Origin of the sequence: Singulisphaera sp. GP187 (genome assembly GCF_900129635.1) — a bacterium.
In the GTDB taxonomy this organism is placed as follows: domain Bacteria; phylum Planctomycetota; class Planctomycetia; order Isosphaerales; family Isosphaeraceae; genus Singulisphaera.
The window spans coordinates 1,985,131-2,000,089 of record NZ_FSRB01000001.1 but is presented as its reverse complement, the minus strand read 5'-3'; the positions used below and the strand labels follow the sequence as shown (position 1 = coordinate 2,000,089).

The window sequence follows — 14,959 nt, the reverse complement described above, 5'->3', positions numbered from 1 at the left end:
AGGAATATCATCATGGATGGCACAATCCAAGGGTATGCCGGGCCGCCTCGCTCTCCGAACTTTCAGACTGCCCCGACCCAGAGCAACGCCGGGAAATCCGCCTCCGACTATCTCCGCGCATTGCGTCGCCGGATTTGGTTTGTGCTGGCGATCGGCGTCCCACTGAGCATTCTCTGCGGAATCGTGATCGCGTATCAGCCAAACGTCTATAGCGCCAAAACCCAGATTGCGATCGAAGCCCCGCACTTCGATCCGGTCCTTTCGTCGTTGGTCTCGCCCACGGTGGGGCATGAAGCGCCTGAGAGCTCGGAAACCTACGGGCCCAACCGGATCGCCATGCTGCGGAGCCCGAGGCTTGCGGATCAGGTGGTCAATGACCCAAGCTTGACCCACGGAGCCGGCGCCTCAACCGACGCCGCGGAGGAACTGGTCGCCGCCATCCAGACCCGGCCGGTGACGGGGACGAACCAGTACACCGTGACGCTCGAAGGCCGCGACCCCGTGCGGGTCGCAAAATCGCTCCAACTTTTGATCGACGCCTTCAAGAATCAAGCTAGCGATGAGATCAACCAGAAAATCGACAATGCCAAGCAGTCCGCCGACGGCTATTTGACGGTTCTTAAGCATGAGCTTAGTGATATCAATAAATCCATCATCGCTATGGTCCAGGATTCGGAAGTGATCGGTCCGGGCGGTAAAAATATCAAAGAGAGAACCTATGAGTTGCTCACTTCGAGCATCCAGAACGATCAAAACCAATTGAGAGACCTCAATCAGCAGTCCTATCTGTCGCAAGCCTTTCCGAACGCGCGCAATCAGGCTCCGTCCGATCCTTATGCAGCCCAGAAGTCCGAGCTCGGTTTGCAGCGAGAAACGCTTGTCGACACGCTGAGCACCTACAAGTCGAAGGTTCGGAACTTCGATCACGATCCCGCGGTTCTCCATACCGCCAAGAAGCTTCAAGGGGTGGTCGCTCGGCTTAAGCGGCTCAATGCCCTGAGCGACTCGTCGGCGGGGGCCGCCGAAGGCAACCCGTATGACTCCTTGGCTGATGCCAAGAAGGAAGAGCTTCGGCAAAAAGAGGAAATGGCCAAAACGCTGCTCGATGAGTTGCAGGCCTCGATGCCGACGTACCAACGATACACCGACTCGATCGATCGGCTCAGGTTGAAGCAGAACCAGATCGCGGAGATGGAAAAGAAGATTTGGGAGTTCTCCGCCATCTCGCAGGGGAAGAAGGACCCGGTCATCCAAGTCGCGAGCGTGGCGGAACCCACCCAGCCGATCCGTCCCAAACGTGCGTTGAACATGATCTTCGCGTTGATTCTGAGCTTTGGATTGGGCATTGGCGTGGTCTGCCTGCTCGAGCACATCGACCATTCGATCAAGGCGCCTGAGCAGTTGACCGCCGCGCTGACCTTGCCGCTCTTCGGAGTCATCCCGAAAATTCGGCGTTCCGCCTTACTCCATCGCGGCGGCCATCTCTGGACCCCGGGAGCCCCCGACTCGATCGAGGCTGACGCGTTTCGTAACTTGCGAGCGAGCCTGATCGGAATCACCGACAAGCGGGGGCCGATCGTTACGCTCTTGGTCACGAGTGCCAAGGCGGGGGAAGGCAAAAGCACCACCGCCCTGAACCTGGCCGCCACCTGCGCCCGTGCCGGCGAACGCACCCTTTTGATGGATGTTGACCTTCGTCGTCCCAGCCTGGCCGGTGTGTTCCAGGATCTGGATGAGGAGGGTTCCGGCTTGGGTCTGGTCGATGTGCTGCGAGGCGACCTGCCCTGGCAGCGAACGGTCGTTCGCACCGACATCCCGAATCTCGACTTTCTTCCCACCGGCGATACCACGGGCGTTCCGATCGAGATTCTCGGGGCGCTTGAGCTTCGCCAGCTGATCATCGGATTGTCGAGTCATTACGATCGCGTGATCCTCGACGGTCCCGCGATTCTCGGCCTGGCCGATTGCCGGATGCTGGGGCGAATCGTCGACGCGTCGTTGCTCGTCGTCCGCTCCGGTTCTCAGGAGCTTCGGCCCCTTCAGCATGCCAAGGCCATGCTTGAGCAGTCGCACGTCATGATCGCCGGCGTCGTGTTCAATGGGCTCTACGAGGATCTTCGCAACTGGTCGAGCTATGGGCCCGAGACGCCTTATGGCTATACGGGCAGCATTACGGGGCGAAGCGCTCCCGCGGCTCCCGGTCTCGACGCTCCCAGCGAAGAGCAGACGGCCCTTCCCATGGCCACGTCGCTGTAGTCCTGAGCCGGAGACGCACCTTTGAACGTTCGCCGACGACTTCAGGTAAAAAACGATCGACTTTTAAGCGTTGTGCTGGCCACGTTGCTGGTCGGCACGACGCTCGCTTTTGGCGGCGCGGTCTGGTGGGCCGGGCCGCTGATTTCGGGGCTGACCTTTCTTTTCGTGTTGGCCTGTCTGCTCCAAATCGCTCTCGCAGGGAAAATGCGACTCCTGAAGAGCCCGCTGACGCTCCTGGGGCTCCTTGCCTTAGTGCTCGGGATCGTGCAACTCGCACCATTGCCGGCCCCACTTGCGTCTCGGTTTTCGCCGCGATCTCAGCAGGTCTATAGCCTGGGCTTTTTCCCCGATCGGGTTCGTGAACTCGATGCGTCGATCCCACTTCCCGATCCGGCGATGAATCGCTCACCGATCACGGTTGACCGCGCCGCCACACTACATTGGATCGTCGGCGCTTCCGTCTGTCTTGCCTTGTTCTGGGGGGTGTCGCACTATACCGACCGGCTTCGTCGTCTCTATCTCATCTGGGGCTGCCTGCTTGGTGTCTTCTTCCTCAACACCTGCTTCGTGGTGGTCCAGGTCGTCGGCCGTAGTAGTGGCCTCTATGGCTTATTCGAGCCGGGCTTTGGACCGATGTGGGCGCCCACGAACTCGGACCTGATGACCTCGCCGAATTCGCTCGTCCTGCGGTCGGTCGCCGGATCATCATCGTCACACCCGTCGTGGGGTCAACTGTTTCCGGACCGACCCTTCTTGGTTGGAACGCTGATGGGAGGGCCCGATGCCTATCTGGCGCTCGCTTCATTCGGTTTGCCACTTGCCCTGGCGATGTTGCTCCAGCTCATCGCGCCTCGTGGCAGCCGCGCCCTGTTGACGGTCCGACTGGCAGAGTCCGGCCAGAGTGGCTTGGTCGTCCTGCTTTCCATCTTGTTGGTCACAAGCGCGTTGATGGTGGGGTTGCTGGCTGGTCCCTTGCTCAGTTTGCCCTTCGCGTTCGGGTTGATTCTGGTGGGACTGCCGAGTGCGTGGCCGACGGGAGTGCGCTGGACCGGGCTCGGTTTGACCTTGCTGGCACTGACCGGATTGGGGAGTGGCATCGGGACGCGATTGATTGTCGAGAAGCTTCCGGATACTCCCGCGCCGATCTCGGCCGTGAGCCTCCAGGCCGCCTCGCGGGTCTGGGCCGATTCTTGGACCATGACCCGTGATTTTCCGATTTTCGGCACCGGACTGGGAAGTTTCACTTCGATCTACCCCTCGTACAAAACGCAGGACGAGACGCGAACGAATGCACTCAGTAGCCTCCTGCAATGGTGGGTTGAGTCGGGATTCGTTGGTTTGGCGCTTTTGCTCGTTGGGATGATTTGGTGCCTTTACCGGTTACCTGGGGCGGTACGTCGAGTAGGGACCGCGGATCGAGCATTGGTGTTCGGCTTGATTGGAGCGGCGGCGGGGTTTAGTTTATACGCGGTCATCCACTGGACCATCGAACTCGCCGCTGTCGCTGTCGCTGTGAGTGCCCTCGGGGGTGTCTGCAACCGCTGGCTTGCGGGCGGGACTGACCTGTTCGTGGAACGTGGGTAGCCGTCAACTCGACGTGCTTCAAGGAGGAGTTGATCCCACGATGCCGGAAACTGCCTGCCTCCATATCCAGGCTCGAGACTCGGACCCGATCCGGGTCGTCGAACTCCCCGGCTCCTCGGTGCGGATCGGCCGCGCATCCTATTGCGAAGTCCGTCTGACCGAACCCGACCTGGCTGACGAAGAATGCCGACTCCGCCGCCGGGGGGGGAGTGGCAGCTTGTTCCCTCGCGCGCCGCCGGGTTCGTCTGGATTGATGGTCGGTCCGTGGAGGCTACCTGCCCGCTTCCTTTCGATGTCCCATTTCGGGTCGGAGAGCACTGGCTCACCTTACGCCCCACCGGCGCGGCCTCGCCGGAGTGGCACGCTTATAAGTCGCCGGCGCCAACGGCCTCGACGATCGTCCGCGAAGAGGTTCGTCCCCCCGTGACGCCCCCGCGAGGTCGTGACGATCCGAGCGACCTGTTCGAGTTCACTGCGCCCCCGCCTCCCCGTCCCACACCCGCTCCGGAATACGACCCTGTGTCGCGCTGGAAGGAGAACGCGGAGAAGCGGTCGAAACGGTCCGACGTCAGTCCCGAGGAACGGCGATGGGAGAACCGCTGGCGAGCGGCCGGCGAGCGTGTCCGTGCACGTCCGCCCGTTGCGGCCACCCCACTGGCCTCTCCTCCTCCCGTGGCGACCACGCCACCAGAAGAATTGACGGTCCGACGCGCATCTCTCGACGCCGCGGAATTGCGAACCCGAACATGGCGAGGAAGCTCGCCCGTCGATCGACGGGCCTCAATCACCGAGATTCCTCCAAGCGTTCCCCCGGTTCCTACACTGACGGCGGCTCCACTGGTCGAGATTTCTCCTCCCAGTACGCCGCCGTATCACGTACCGCGACTTCCCCGCGTCGACCTTCCCACGACCGAGAGTCGGAGCGAGGTCGTTTCCGCGCCGGACTTGCCAGTCGATCCGAGCTCGTCGGCCCTTGAATCGCTCCCTTCGCTGACCCACCTGGAGGTTGGACCCGAGTTTTCGTTCGCGGAGCCGATCGAGGAGACTTTCCTTGGTATCGACAGGCTCGATCCCTCGCCCGCAGTCGAGCAGTCCCGAAGCGTCGAGTCACCGTCGGAAGGAGTAATCGACACGCTGGTCGCCCCTCAGGCTGGGGGCCAGTCGGTCGACGAAATCGATGTCCCAACGGCGGCCGCATGGGAGGAAGACCAGACACTCGCTGCGGAATCCACCGAAACGGGCGTTCTCACCGAGACTTGGGGAGGACCTGATCGAGACGGAGAGGCCCTCACGCCTCCTTCCTTCGCGATTCTGTCGGATCCGGCACCGTCCGTCGTCGAAGCGTCGGCTCTCCTCGAAACTCCTACCGATCCTGTCGGGTTTACCGAGGCCCTCACGCTTCCCTCGGTCGCGGTCTTCTCGTCGCCAGCGGCCGTTGTCGATGACTCGGTTCTCCTCGAAACAGATGCCGATCCTGTGGGGGCCGCCGCTGAGATCGTTACGCCTCTCTCGTCGTTGATTCTGACCGAGCCGGCCGCGGTCATCGAAGAGTCGAGATTTGTCGAAATAGGTGATGATCCTGTCAGAGTCGAAGAGGTCATCACTCCTCCGCCGTCGTTGATTCCGAGCGAGTCGGTCGCAGTCATCGAAGAGCGGAGTGCCGGCGTCTCAAGTGTGGAATCGCTCGTCGAGGCGGGTGGGACCGCACCTGCCTCGTCCGCGACTTTCACGGCGCCGATCGAGTCTCCCGGAATCGTGACCGATTCGCGTCTCGGTGATCCTGCCGGAGTGATTCTCGAGGAGACGACTGTTGATCTGACGACGAGTGTTCACGATGCCTGTGGGCTTTCGAGAACTGCGAAGTCCACGGTCTCCAGTACTTCGATCGAGACCGATCCTGTCGAAGACCCATCGATCGCTGGCGCTCAAGCTTCAGCGCCTACCACTCCACTTGCGGATTGGGCGGTTCGGTTCGATGATTCGGCACGGGACGGAAGTGGATCGACGACGAAGGAAACGATCCCCCCTCCATCGAGTCGCGACTGGCCGACGGTGCGGGATATCCTCGCGTCGCACAACGCGAGCGTGAAACGAGCAACGGCACCGCGAGCGATGGTGCGTCCGGCCCTCATCCAACCGATACTTACGGAACCACGTGAGCCCGCTCACTGGACGTTTCCGCTCTGGTTGGGTTGGCCCCCTGCCCTGCTCGCCGTGCTTGTTTTCGGGATGGCCGGCGTCGCTCTGTCCTGCATCTGGTCGGTCGATGCCCGGTGGTCGGGTTCAGTCGCCAGCCTTCTGGCGGGCGGAGCCGCCAATGTGAAACCACTTCCCGAGAGCGTGCCCACTCCCGGAGGAGCGTGGTGGCGGTCGTCAGCCGCGAACCTCATGCTCTGGTCGCTCTACTTCGATCGTCGGCCAGCCGACGATCCCCTGAACGCTGAGCAAGCGAAGAAGTTGCTCAACGCCGCCTCCCAGGCGTCGCCGATCCAGGCACAAGTGCGATTTGCGTTGGCGCGTCAAGCACGCCTTGATGATCATGTTTCCTCCTTCAACCCGAGCCTCGGTCTGAGCCAAGACATCGAAGCTCAGACTTGGCTTGGGCATCAATGTCTTCAGGCCGGTAAGAAAGAGGCTGCGATCAAGGTCTACCGCCGTGCGCTCGAGATGGCCGCACGCGCCGATCTGTCGCGCGTCGTGACGCCCTCATTTGACGAAGATACGCAAATCCTTCGATATCACCTGCCGAGCGAGGAAATTACCAGACGAGTGATCCGCGACATGGCCGAGCAGACTTCGTGGACGTTCTCTGACTGGAAGGAAGCCCTTCCGCCATTCGCGCCGATTCCGTTGGCCGCAGCGCGATTCCTTCGCGAACGCGGGAGCGCTGACGCGGACGCCGCCTTGGGGCTGATTCTGTCGCGTCTCGATGCCCCTCGGCTCGAGGGAACCTCGGCTTCGCTTCACCTTGCCGCTCAGGCGGAAGCGTTTGCCTTCAAGTCCCTCTGGAACGAGGCGAAAACACGCTATGAAAAGGCGCTTGAGTTGATGTCGATCGATGCGATCAAGCGCTCTTGGTGGATGAATTTGGCAGAGATTGAGCGACGGCTCAATGATGATTCGGGTCGGCTGACCGCCCTGGAACTGGCCAGGGGCAACAACGCTAACGACGAGATTTCTCAGCGTGCCGTCGACCTCATGAGGTACTCGGGAACGCGTACCGATAAGGTTCGCGCTCAACGCTGAGATCATTCAGGTTCGATCAACGATAGCTCCTCTGTCTCTCCCAAGGACGGATTCGGCCCCAAGGATTACGACCATGGCGACGACGCCCCTTGCAACGGTTTGTGTAGCTTCATCAAGCGTTGCCCCGAAGCCCGAAGATCCCCGCGCCTTGCTCTCCACGGCATTTACCGACCCGGAGAAACGGAAGCGGCTCTTGGGCTGGCTCTTTTGTCTTGGGGTACTCGGTTTAATCTTTGGCGTAAACCTAAAGCACTTTGTTCATGCATGGTCGACCGACGAAAATTACAGCCACGGATTTCTCGTGCCATTGATTAGCCTCTACTTCGCCAACCAGGCAGCGCTGCTGGGGCCCGTGAAGCTGCGGGGCGGGACGATCCTCGGAGTCGCGCTTCTGGGTCTGTCGCTCTTTGGGCGATTGGTCATGGTGCTGATCCCGATTCCGTTCCTGGGCGATTTGGCCTTCCTGATTGGTGTGGCCGGCATTTGTGCCCTGCTGGCGGGAACCGATGCACTCCGGCGCTACTGGTTCGCGATCTTCTTTCTGATCTTCATGGTCCCCTTGCCGATTGCTCTCTATACCAGAATCGCGTCTCCGCTCCAGTTGCTGGCCAGTCAACTCGCCACGGTCTTCATGAACGCGACCGGCGTTCCCGTGCTCTGCGAAGGCAATATGATGACCTTGCCCGGCGACATCCAGATGTTTGTCGCCGAGGCCTGCAGCGGAATGCGGCAACTGACCGGGTTCCTCGCCTTGACGGCGGCGGTTGCCTATCTCGCCTCCCGCCCCTGGTGGTATCGGCTCGCGGTTGTTGCCTCGGCGATTCCGATCGCGCTCACCGCCAACGTGGCCCGTGTGATCCTCACGGGGTACGTCATGTACTTCGTGGATCCGCAGTACGCGTCGGGAACCTACCACACCCTGGAGGGGTTACTGATGATGGGGTTCGGCCTGTCGCTCTTGCGAGGCGGTTGCTGGGTGCTCGACCAGATCTGTGCCATGACCGGGCCGACCATCCCCTCCGCGGAGCCAACCTCCTGAGTTTGGTCCTGGAATCGACCTTCGCAGCTCTACACGCGAACCACGGAACCAGATTGGCCTGCGAGGATTTTCGATGTCCCCGATGCGACGCATTCTACTTTGCGGCCTGATTCTGACTTGCGGCCTCGCCGCGCAAGCGAGTCTCGAGTCGTATACGAAAATTGAGCGACCGCCTCTTCGCCGCTCCTTGGCAATCTTGCCTTATCAACTCGGCGGTTGGGTGGGACACGATAAGGTGGTCGATCCTGCGATCGTGAAAGAGTCGCAAGCGACCGAGTACCTGAGTCGGGTCTACGAGAGCCCGGAATACCCAGGGCGTCGTCTCGATCTCTGGATCAACTATTCCGACCGGGGGGACAACCTCCGCCATTCCCCGGTGATTTGTCTCCCTGGGGCCGGTTGGACCTTGATCGAATCGGCTTCCCATGAAATGGCAATCCCTTGCGATTCCGGAAAATCCTTGCCGATCATGCGGCTTGCTTACTCGCAGCGTGATTTGGTGATGGGAATCGGGTTCTGGTATTATATCTTCGGGGAAGGGAAGCTCGAGCAATATGTCCGAGGGCTCCCGATCACGAGTCGGAGCAGTCACGGCCGAACCACTCGTGGATCAGGGCTCACCGTCGAGGTGTTCTGCTCGGGCGAAAGCGACCCCGACGGTAGGGTTCTCAAGAGTTTCGCCGCCGCTTTGCTGGCGGAGTTGGAGCCGATCCTCCCCGAGGACCGGGCTGAATATTTCATCCCATGAGCATGGCTGCCATGGGTCCTTTCCGAAGGGTCGCCCCTAGGCCCGGCCCCCTCGCAGTCTATGAGGAGTTGCTCGCATCATGAAACGGGCCTTGATTACAGGAATCACGGGGCAGGACGGTTCCTATCTTGCCGAGTTCTTACTGGGCAAGCCTGATTATGAGGTCCACGGCCTCGTCCGTCGTTCCAGCAGCCTCAATCGACAGCGGATCGACCACTTATTCGGTCCGGAACCCTCGATCCGCGAACGCTTCCATTTGCATTACGCCGACCTGGCGGATGCGTCGAGCCTCGCGGGCGTGATGGAACGATTGCGCCCCGACGAAGTGTACAACCTTGGGGCCCAGAGCCACGTCCGGGTTTCGTTCGATCAGCCGCTCTACACCGCGGACGTGGTCGGCTTGGGAACACTGCGGCTTCTAGAGGCGGTCCGGCACCTCGCCCTCTCCAAACCGGTGCGGTTCTATCAGGCCTCGAGTTCCGAAATGTACGGATCGGCCGCACCGCCGCAAGGGCCGAATACCCCGTTCCATCCTCGGAGCCCTTACGCGTGCGCCAAGCTTTATGGGCACTGGCAGACGGTCAACTACCGAGAAGCGTACAACTTGTTCGCGTGCTCGGGCATTCTGTTCAACCATGAGAGTCCGAGGCGCGGCGAATCGTTCGTGACCCGAAAGATCACCCTCGGGGCCACTCGGATCAAAGAAGGCCTGCAACAGAAGCTGGTGATGGGAAACCTCGACGCCAAGCGCGACTGGGGTTTTGCCGGCGACTACGTGCGTGCGATGTGGTTGATGCTCCAGCAAGAGACGCCGGACGACTACGTCGTGGCGACGGGCGAAACCCACTCGGTGCGTGAGTTCCTCGAGTTGACCTTCTCACAGCTTGATCTCGACTACCACGATTTCGTCGAGTTCGACACCCGATATACTCGCCCCTCCGAGGTCGACGTCCTGCTGGGCGATGCGAGCAAGGCTCGCGAACGCCTGGGTTGGGAAGCGGAGGTCGACTTTCCAGGCCTCGTCAAGATGATGGTCGAGCACGACCTCGAACTCGCGCGCCGCGAGAAGTACGCGATGGGATACTCGGCCTCCTGACCAGATGGACAGCGCCTTTCCGATCGGCCCGGCAGCGCGACAGCCGCCTGCCGGGCGCTCGACCGGGACCGCTCCGCGGTTCATTGGGATTGGCTTGCTTCCCGTCCGTCGCTCAACCGGGACGGTTCAGAGCCGGGCCCAGCGCCCCGTGAAATTGATATCGACGGTCGAACCTATGAGGAGTCCACCATGACACGGGAACGCGCAACCAAAGTTGTGGTCATCGGACTCGACTGCGCCGAGCCAAGCCTGCTGTTTGAACGGTTCGCCGACCGTCTACCCAATCTTTCCAAACTCCGCGACAAGGGCGTCTGGGGCAAGCTGAGAAGCTGCGATCCCCCGATCACCGTGCCCGCCTGGATGTCGATGATGTCGAGCAAGGATCCGGGAACCCTCGGCTATTACGGGTTCCGGAACCGCGCGGATCGATCTTATGAGAAGATGACCACGGCCACGGCCCTTGCCGTCCACGAGCCGCTGCTCTGGGACTTCCTTGGCGCCGCCGGCAAGCAAGTCATCTTGATCGGCGTTCCCCAAACCTATCCGCCTCGGCCGATCAACGGGCTGATGGTGACCGACTTCCTCACTCCTTCGATCGCGTCGAACTACACCTATCCGCCCGACCTCAAGGAAGAGATCGCCTTGCTTCCCGAGGTCCATCCTTACGAATTCGATGTCAGTGACTTTCGGACCCCTGATAAAGGGAAGATTCGCGACTCCCTGGTTCGGATGACCGATAAGCGTTTCGCCCTGGCGCGTCACCTGCTGACGACGAAGCCGTGGGACTTTTTTATGATGGTCGAGATGGGAACGGACCGGGTCCACCATGCGTTCTGGCAATACATGGATCCGAGCCATCACCGGTACGAGCCGGGCAATCCGTTCGAAACGGTGATCGCCGACTACTATGTTCACGTCGATCGTAAAGTGGGCGAACTCCTCAAAGTGTTACCCGAGGATGCCCACGTCCTCGTTGTCTCCGACCACGGCGCCCAATGCATGGACGGTGGCATCGCCCTCAATGAATGGCTGATTCAACAGGGTTACCTCGTGCTGCACGAGTCGCCCACCACACCCTCACGCCTCGAATCCTTGAAGATCGACTGGTCGCGAACCACGGCCTGGGGCTCCGGAGGGTACTACGGCCGACTCTTCCTGAACGTCAAGGGACGTGAGCCTCAAGGCCTGGTGGCTCCCGACGATTACGAAACGACGCGCGATCGCCTCGTGGCCGAACTCGAAGCCCTGGGCGGCCCCGACGGCAAACCGATCGGGACACGGGTGCTCAAGCCGGAAAACCTTTATCGAACGATTCGAGGCGCAAGCCCGCCCGACCTCTTCGTTTATTTCGGCAACCTGCGCTGGCGATCGGTCGGTACGGTCGGAACCGGCCAGATTCACACCTTCGAGAACGACACCGGCCCGGATGATGCCAACCATGCTCAGGACGGACTCCTGATCGCGGCCGGCCCCGGAATCACTCCCGCCGGACCGATCGCCGACATGCAATTGATGGACATCACGCCGACCATTCTCCGGTTGTTCGGCCTCGATGTTCCCGCGGACCTGCAAGGACGCGTGCTCAAGCCGATCGCCTTACGCGATGAAGCGTTGGCTTGAGCCAGACGAAGCCGCTATGAGCTCACTTCATTGAAAATTCAGAAAGGTTGGTGACTCGCGTGTCTGTATTGAACACATGGAAAGATGTTCAGGGGCGTGGAAAGCGTGCGATGGCGCGGATGGCCCGGCGAATCCTTCCGGGTACGACCATTCGACTCGCTCACGTCGAACCGGGAGTCTCGTTGAAGGTCAATCTCCGACGGCACGTGATGTTTTGGTCGCAGGGGCTGGCGCGATTCGAGCCGTCGACCGTCCGCGCGATTCGCGCGGCGATTCGCGAGGGGGATGCGGTTCTGGACGTCGGGGCGAACATCGGTTTTTTCAGCACCCTGCTCTCGCGATGGGTCGGTGACGGCGGGCGCGTCCTGGCCGTCGAGCCCGAGGTAGAGAACCGCGGGTTGCTGCGTGCGAATCTCGATTCGAACGGCTGCGGCAACGTCACGATTTGCGAGTGCGCCATTGGCGCTGCACCGGGGATCGCGGAGTTCAGTATCGATGCCGCCACGGGCGCAACCGGCCGGCTCGGTACGGAGCTGACCGCGAGCGAGCTCGCGGTGGGCACCGGCAAGGTGCAGGTGGTGGAAACCCGGGTCGAGACCCTGGATTCGCTCTGCGAGGTCTATCAGGTGACCCCTTCGTTCATCAAGATCGATATCGAAGGCGATGAGATCAAGGCGCTTGAGGGGGCGACCCGTATCCTCCGAACCGCCCGACCGGTGATCGTCTCTGAGCTTTCGGGGCTGGGGGGCGCCGAGGTGATCCAACTGCTCAGCCGCGAGAAGTACCGGATGTGGGACCTGGAGTCGAGTCAGATCGTCGGGCCGGAAGATCGACCGTTCATGATCGTGGCGATCCCTGAGGAACAGGAGCAAGGAGAGCGGGCCCGGAACATTAAAGAGGCGATTGGGGCTGAGTCAACATCGCCGGCGAGTTTCCTCCAGGGGTAAACGCACGCTCGCCCAGGCCGAGGGGTGAGACTCGAAGCCTGATTCCAAGGGAGGTTTGGGGACGTACCGCAATGCCCCGAACCTTCCTTGAATTCCCCGGTGGGCGATGCCATTCGAACCCGTTCGCCGCGGCCTTGAGCGAACGCTGCTCGGGAATTCCCCTGCCCTCCGATGCGACGTTGTGATAGGTTGCGACTTGGTCGTCGCGTGTTGGCAGAGCGAATTCCTCGACGAGGAGCCGAGCAATGGGCGAGTCCGCGCGAACACTGCTCCTGCTCGCCGGTCGGCTGGACGCGCAAGGTGAAATCGATTCGATGCGCGCCTTCCTCGACCGGTTGGGCCGGCTCGGCGTCTCGGCGAACTTGCTCTACGTGTCGGCCGGTGAGGGAACCTCGGCCGACGAGCGGTTCATTGAGTGCCCGCGTCTCAATCAGCGCTGGCAACTGGGGCTGGCCGTCCGCCGACTCCGGCTTGGCGATCCCTCCCGCCGGCCCGAACTCCTTCATATCCTCCACTCCACAATGAGCGGCGCCGGGCTCGCGATTGCCGAGCACTGGGGCCTTCCCTACATTCAGACCGTCGACGAGTTTCTTGGTGGTCGCGATCGATTGCGGCTGAGCCGTCGCTGGTGCCGGAGATTGGTGGCGGTCAGCCAGGAACTTGCCAACGATCTCGAAGTGAATTTCGGCGTTCCCGCCTCCTTGTTGTCGGTGGCCAGTCCCGGGATTTCCGCTCCGGAACCGGTCGCTCCGCCCGCGGCCAAACGGCTCACTCCGGTACCTGTCATCGGCACGGCCGGCCCGTTGGTCTCCGCCTCGGGCTTCGCCACGTTCTTGAACGCGGCGCGCCGAGTTCTCGACGCCGGGATCGATGCCGAATTCGTGATCGCGGGAAAAGGGGAGGACGAGGTCGACCTCCGCCGTCGAGCCGACCGGCTTCGGATCACCGACCGGGTCACGTTCGCCAGTCAATCGCTCGAAGGTTTTCGGTTCTGGAGTGTGCTCGACATCTTCTGTTTCACCTCACTGGTGCCAACCGTTGGCCTCTCGTTGGCGAGGGCGATGGCCGCTGGGGTGCCCTCCATCGTCTCCGAAGTCGTTGGACTGCGTGCACTGATCGATCATGACGTCTCCGGCCTCTTTGTCCCGCCGGACAATTCCACCGCCTTGGCGGAGACGATCCTCGCCCTTCTGAACGATCCCGAGCGCGCACAACGCCTTGGGCAGCGGGGACGGGAGCTCGTCCTTCGCGACTTTCAACCCGACGATGAGGCGCGGGATTTGGAAGGCATCTATCAAGCGGTTCTGGCCCTCGACGAGGACGAGATCACTCAGCCGGTTTCGATTCCGATCCGTTGATTCTCCTCGCCAAGCGCTAAGACTCGACGCTCATAGACATTCGCCCAGGCCAGAAAATCGTAGAACGCCAAAAGGGTGCAGAAGACGAGCCCGGGCTTACCGTCGAGAAAACCAAGGCGAACGACGTACGAGTAGACGAAGCGAACGAACGGGCGCATCGGGAGCCGCAGGTAGACTTTCTTCAGGTATCGCTTGAGCCGTTTTCCGGTACCGATCGACGCCGGGATCGGCTCATTGAGGAACCGCTCATACATTTCCGCTTCCCAGCGGGCATAACGATTGTGTTTCTCGACCCAGGCCGAGATGGTTGGGTAGGCGTAGTGGTCGAGTTCGTGGACGAGGCGAAGCGGCTTTCGTGTTCCGCTCAATTCGACGTGCTCGTGCGCCTCGTTGTCGCCCGTCTGAGCGCCTGGCCGGACCGGCATCTTTTCATAACGCCCCAGGCGATGCTTGAAGAGACGAAGGTTCCACGCTTCGGAGTAACCACAGTGGCGGATCCGGCGGCCGAGGAAATAATACTTCATGTTGAGGTAGAACCCATCGGCCTCATCGCTGGCAGTCCGCCTGGCGATCTCGTCGGCCAATTGGGGAATCACCACCTCATCGGCGTCGACGATGAGGACCCAGTCGTTGCGGAACGGCAAGTGCTCCAGTGACCAGTTCTTCTTTTTGGGGTAGGTCCCATTGAAATGAAACTGGACGACGCGGGCGCCATGCTCGGCCGCGACGGCCGCGGTCTCGTCGCTGCTCTGGCTGTCGACGATGAAGATTTCGTCGGCCCACGCCAGCGCCGGTAGGCAACGTCTCAGGTTCTCGGCTTCATTCTTGACCGGAACGAGAACGCTCACCTTCACCTTGCCGGACGTCGGATTCGTGGCGATGTCTGACGTTGCGCGACCGGTATCGGAGCTTGCGGCCGAGGATTCGAGTCGGGACATAGATTTTCGGCTCCACAGGGCTGTCGCGGGCCCATACTTCGTCAAGGGTGGTCGCAATCACCGACGGATCGTCGATCATTCGTGGATCAAAGGGGTCTCGAGCCAAGGTCGGGCCTGGGCCCCGCTG

At 61.3% G+C, this 14,959-nt stretch carries 10 protein-coding genes; 9 read left to right on the top strand and 1 reads right to left on the bottom strand.

Translation table 11 applies throughout. The features are described from left to right. The first annotated feature begins 12 nt into the window (after positions 1-12). The 9 genes from BUS42_RS07850 to BUS42_RS07810 all read left to right on the top strand — a co-directional run bounded on the left by BUS42_RS07850 (position 13) and on the right by BUS42_RS07810 (position 13,894). Positions 13-2,256 carry a GumC family protein gene (locus tag BUS42_RS07850; protein ID WP_074306443.1) on the top strand — a complete coding sequence of 748 codons (2,244 nt, stop codon included), beginning with the start codon at positions 13-15 and terminating at the stop codon, positions 2,254-2,256. A gap of 72 nt (positions 2,257-2,328) precedes the next feature. After that, on the top strand, positions 2,329-3,840 hold the full coding sequence (locus tag BUS42_RS07845) for an O-antigen ligase family protein (RefSeq protein ID WP_254053370.1): 1,512 nt from the start codon (positions 2,329-2,331) through the stop codon (positions 3,838-3,840). Between the two features lie 183 nt (positions 3,841-4,023). Continuing rightward, positions 4,024-7,086 carry a tetratricopeptide repeat protein gene (locus tag BUS42_RS07840; protein WP_254053369.1) on the top strand — a complete coding sequence of 1,021 codons (3,063 nt, stop codon included), beginning with the start codon at positions 4,024-4,026 and terminating at the stop codon, positions 7,084-7,086. A 73-nt stretch (positions 7,087-7,159) separates the two neighbouring features. Next, the gene (locus BUS42_RS07835) at positions 7,160-8,125 is read left to right on the top strand and encodes an exosortase/archaeosortase family protein (RefSeq protein WP_074306441.1); all 966 of its coding nucleotides are present in this window, start codon (positions 7,160-7,162) and stop codon (positions 8,123-8,125) included. A gap of 82 nt (positions 8,126-8,207) precedes the next feature. After that, complete coding sequence (locus tag BUS42_RS07830; protein WP_254053368.1) at positions 8,208-8,873, top strand: EpsI family protein; 666 nt, start codon at positions 8,208-8,210, stop codon at positions 8,871-8,873. Positions 8,874-8,952: 79 nt separating this feature from the next. Continuing rightward, the gene (gene gmd / locus BUS42_RS07825; RefSeq protein WP_074306439.1) at positions 8,953-9,969 is read left to right on the top strand and encodes a GDP-mannose 4,6-dehydratase; all 1,017 of its coding nucleotides are present in this window, start codon (positions 8,953-8,955) and stop codon (positions 9,967-9,969) included. A 189-nt stretch (positions 9,970-10,158) separates the two neighbouring features. After that, positions 10,159-11,589 (top strand): alkaline phosphatase family protein, encoded by a 1,431-nt coding sequence (locus BUS42_RS07820; protein ID WP_074306438.1) that lies wholly within the window; start codon positions 10,159-10,161, stop codon positions 11,587-11,589. A 50-nt stretch (positions 11,590-11,639) separates the two neighbouring features. Further along, positions 11,640-12,536, top strand: a complete 897-nt coding sequence (locus BUS42_RS07815) for an FkbM family methyltransferase (protein ID WP_410001681.1) — start codon at positions 11,640-11,642, stop codon at positions 12,534-12,536. A 245-nt stretch (positions 12,537-12,781) separates the two neighbouring features. After that, positions 12,782-13,894 (top strand): glycosyltransferase family 4 protein, encoded by a 1,113-nt coding sequence (locus tag BUS42_RS07810; RefSeq protein WP_074306436.1) that lies wholly within the window; start codon positions 12,782-12,784, stop codon positions 13,892-13,894. Here BUS42_RS07810 and BUS42_RS07805 read toward each other — a convergent pair. Continuing rightward, positions 13,867-14,832, bottom strand: coding sequence for a glycosyltransferase family 2 protein (locus BUS42_RS07805; RefSeq protein WP_074306435.1), 966 nt, complete (start codon positions 14,830-14,832; stop codon positions 13,867-13,869). The genes BUS42_RS07810 and BUS42_RS07805 overlap by 28 nt on opposite strands. Positions 14,833-14,959 lie beyond the last annotated feature (127 nt).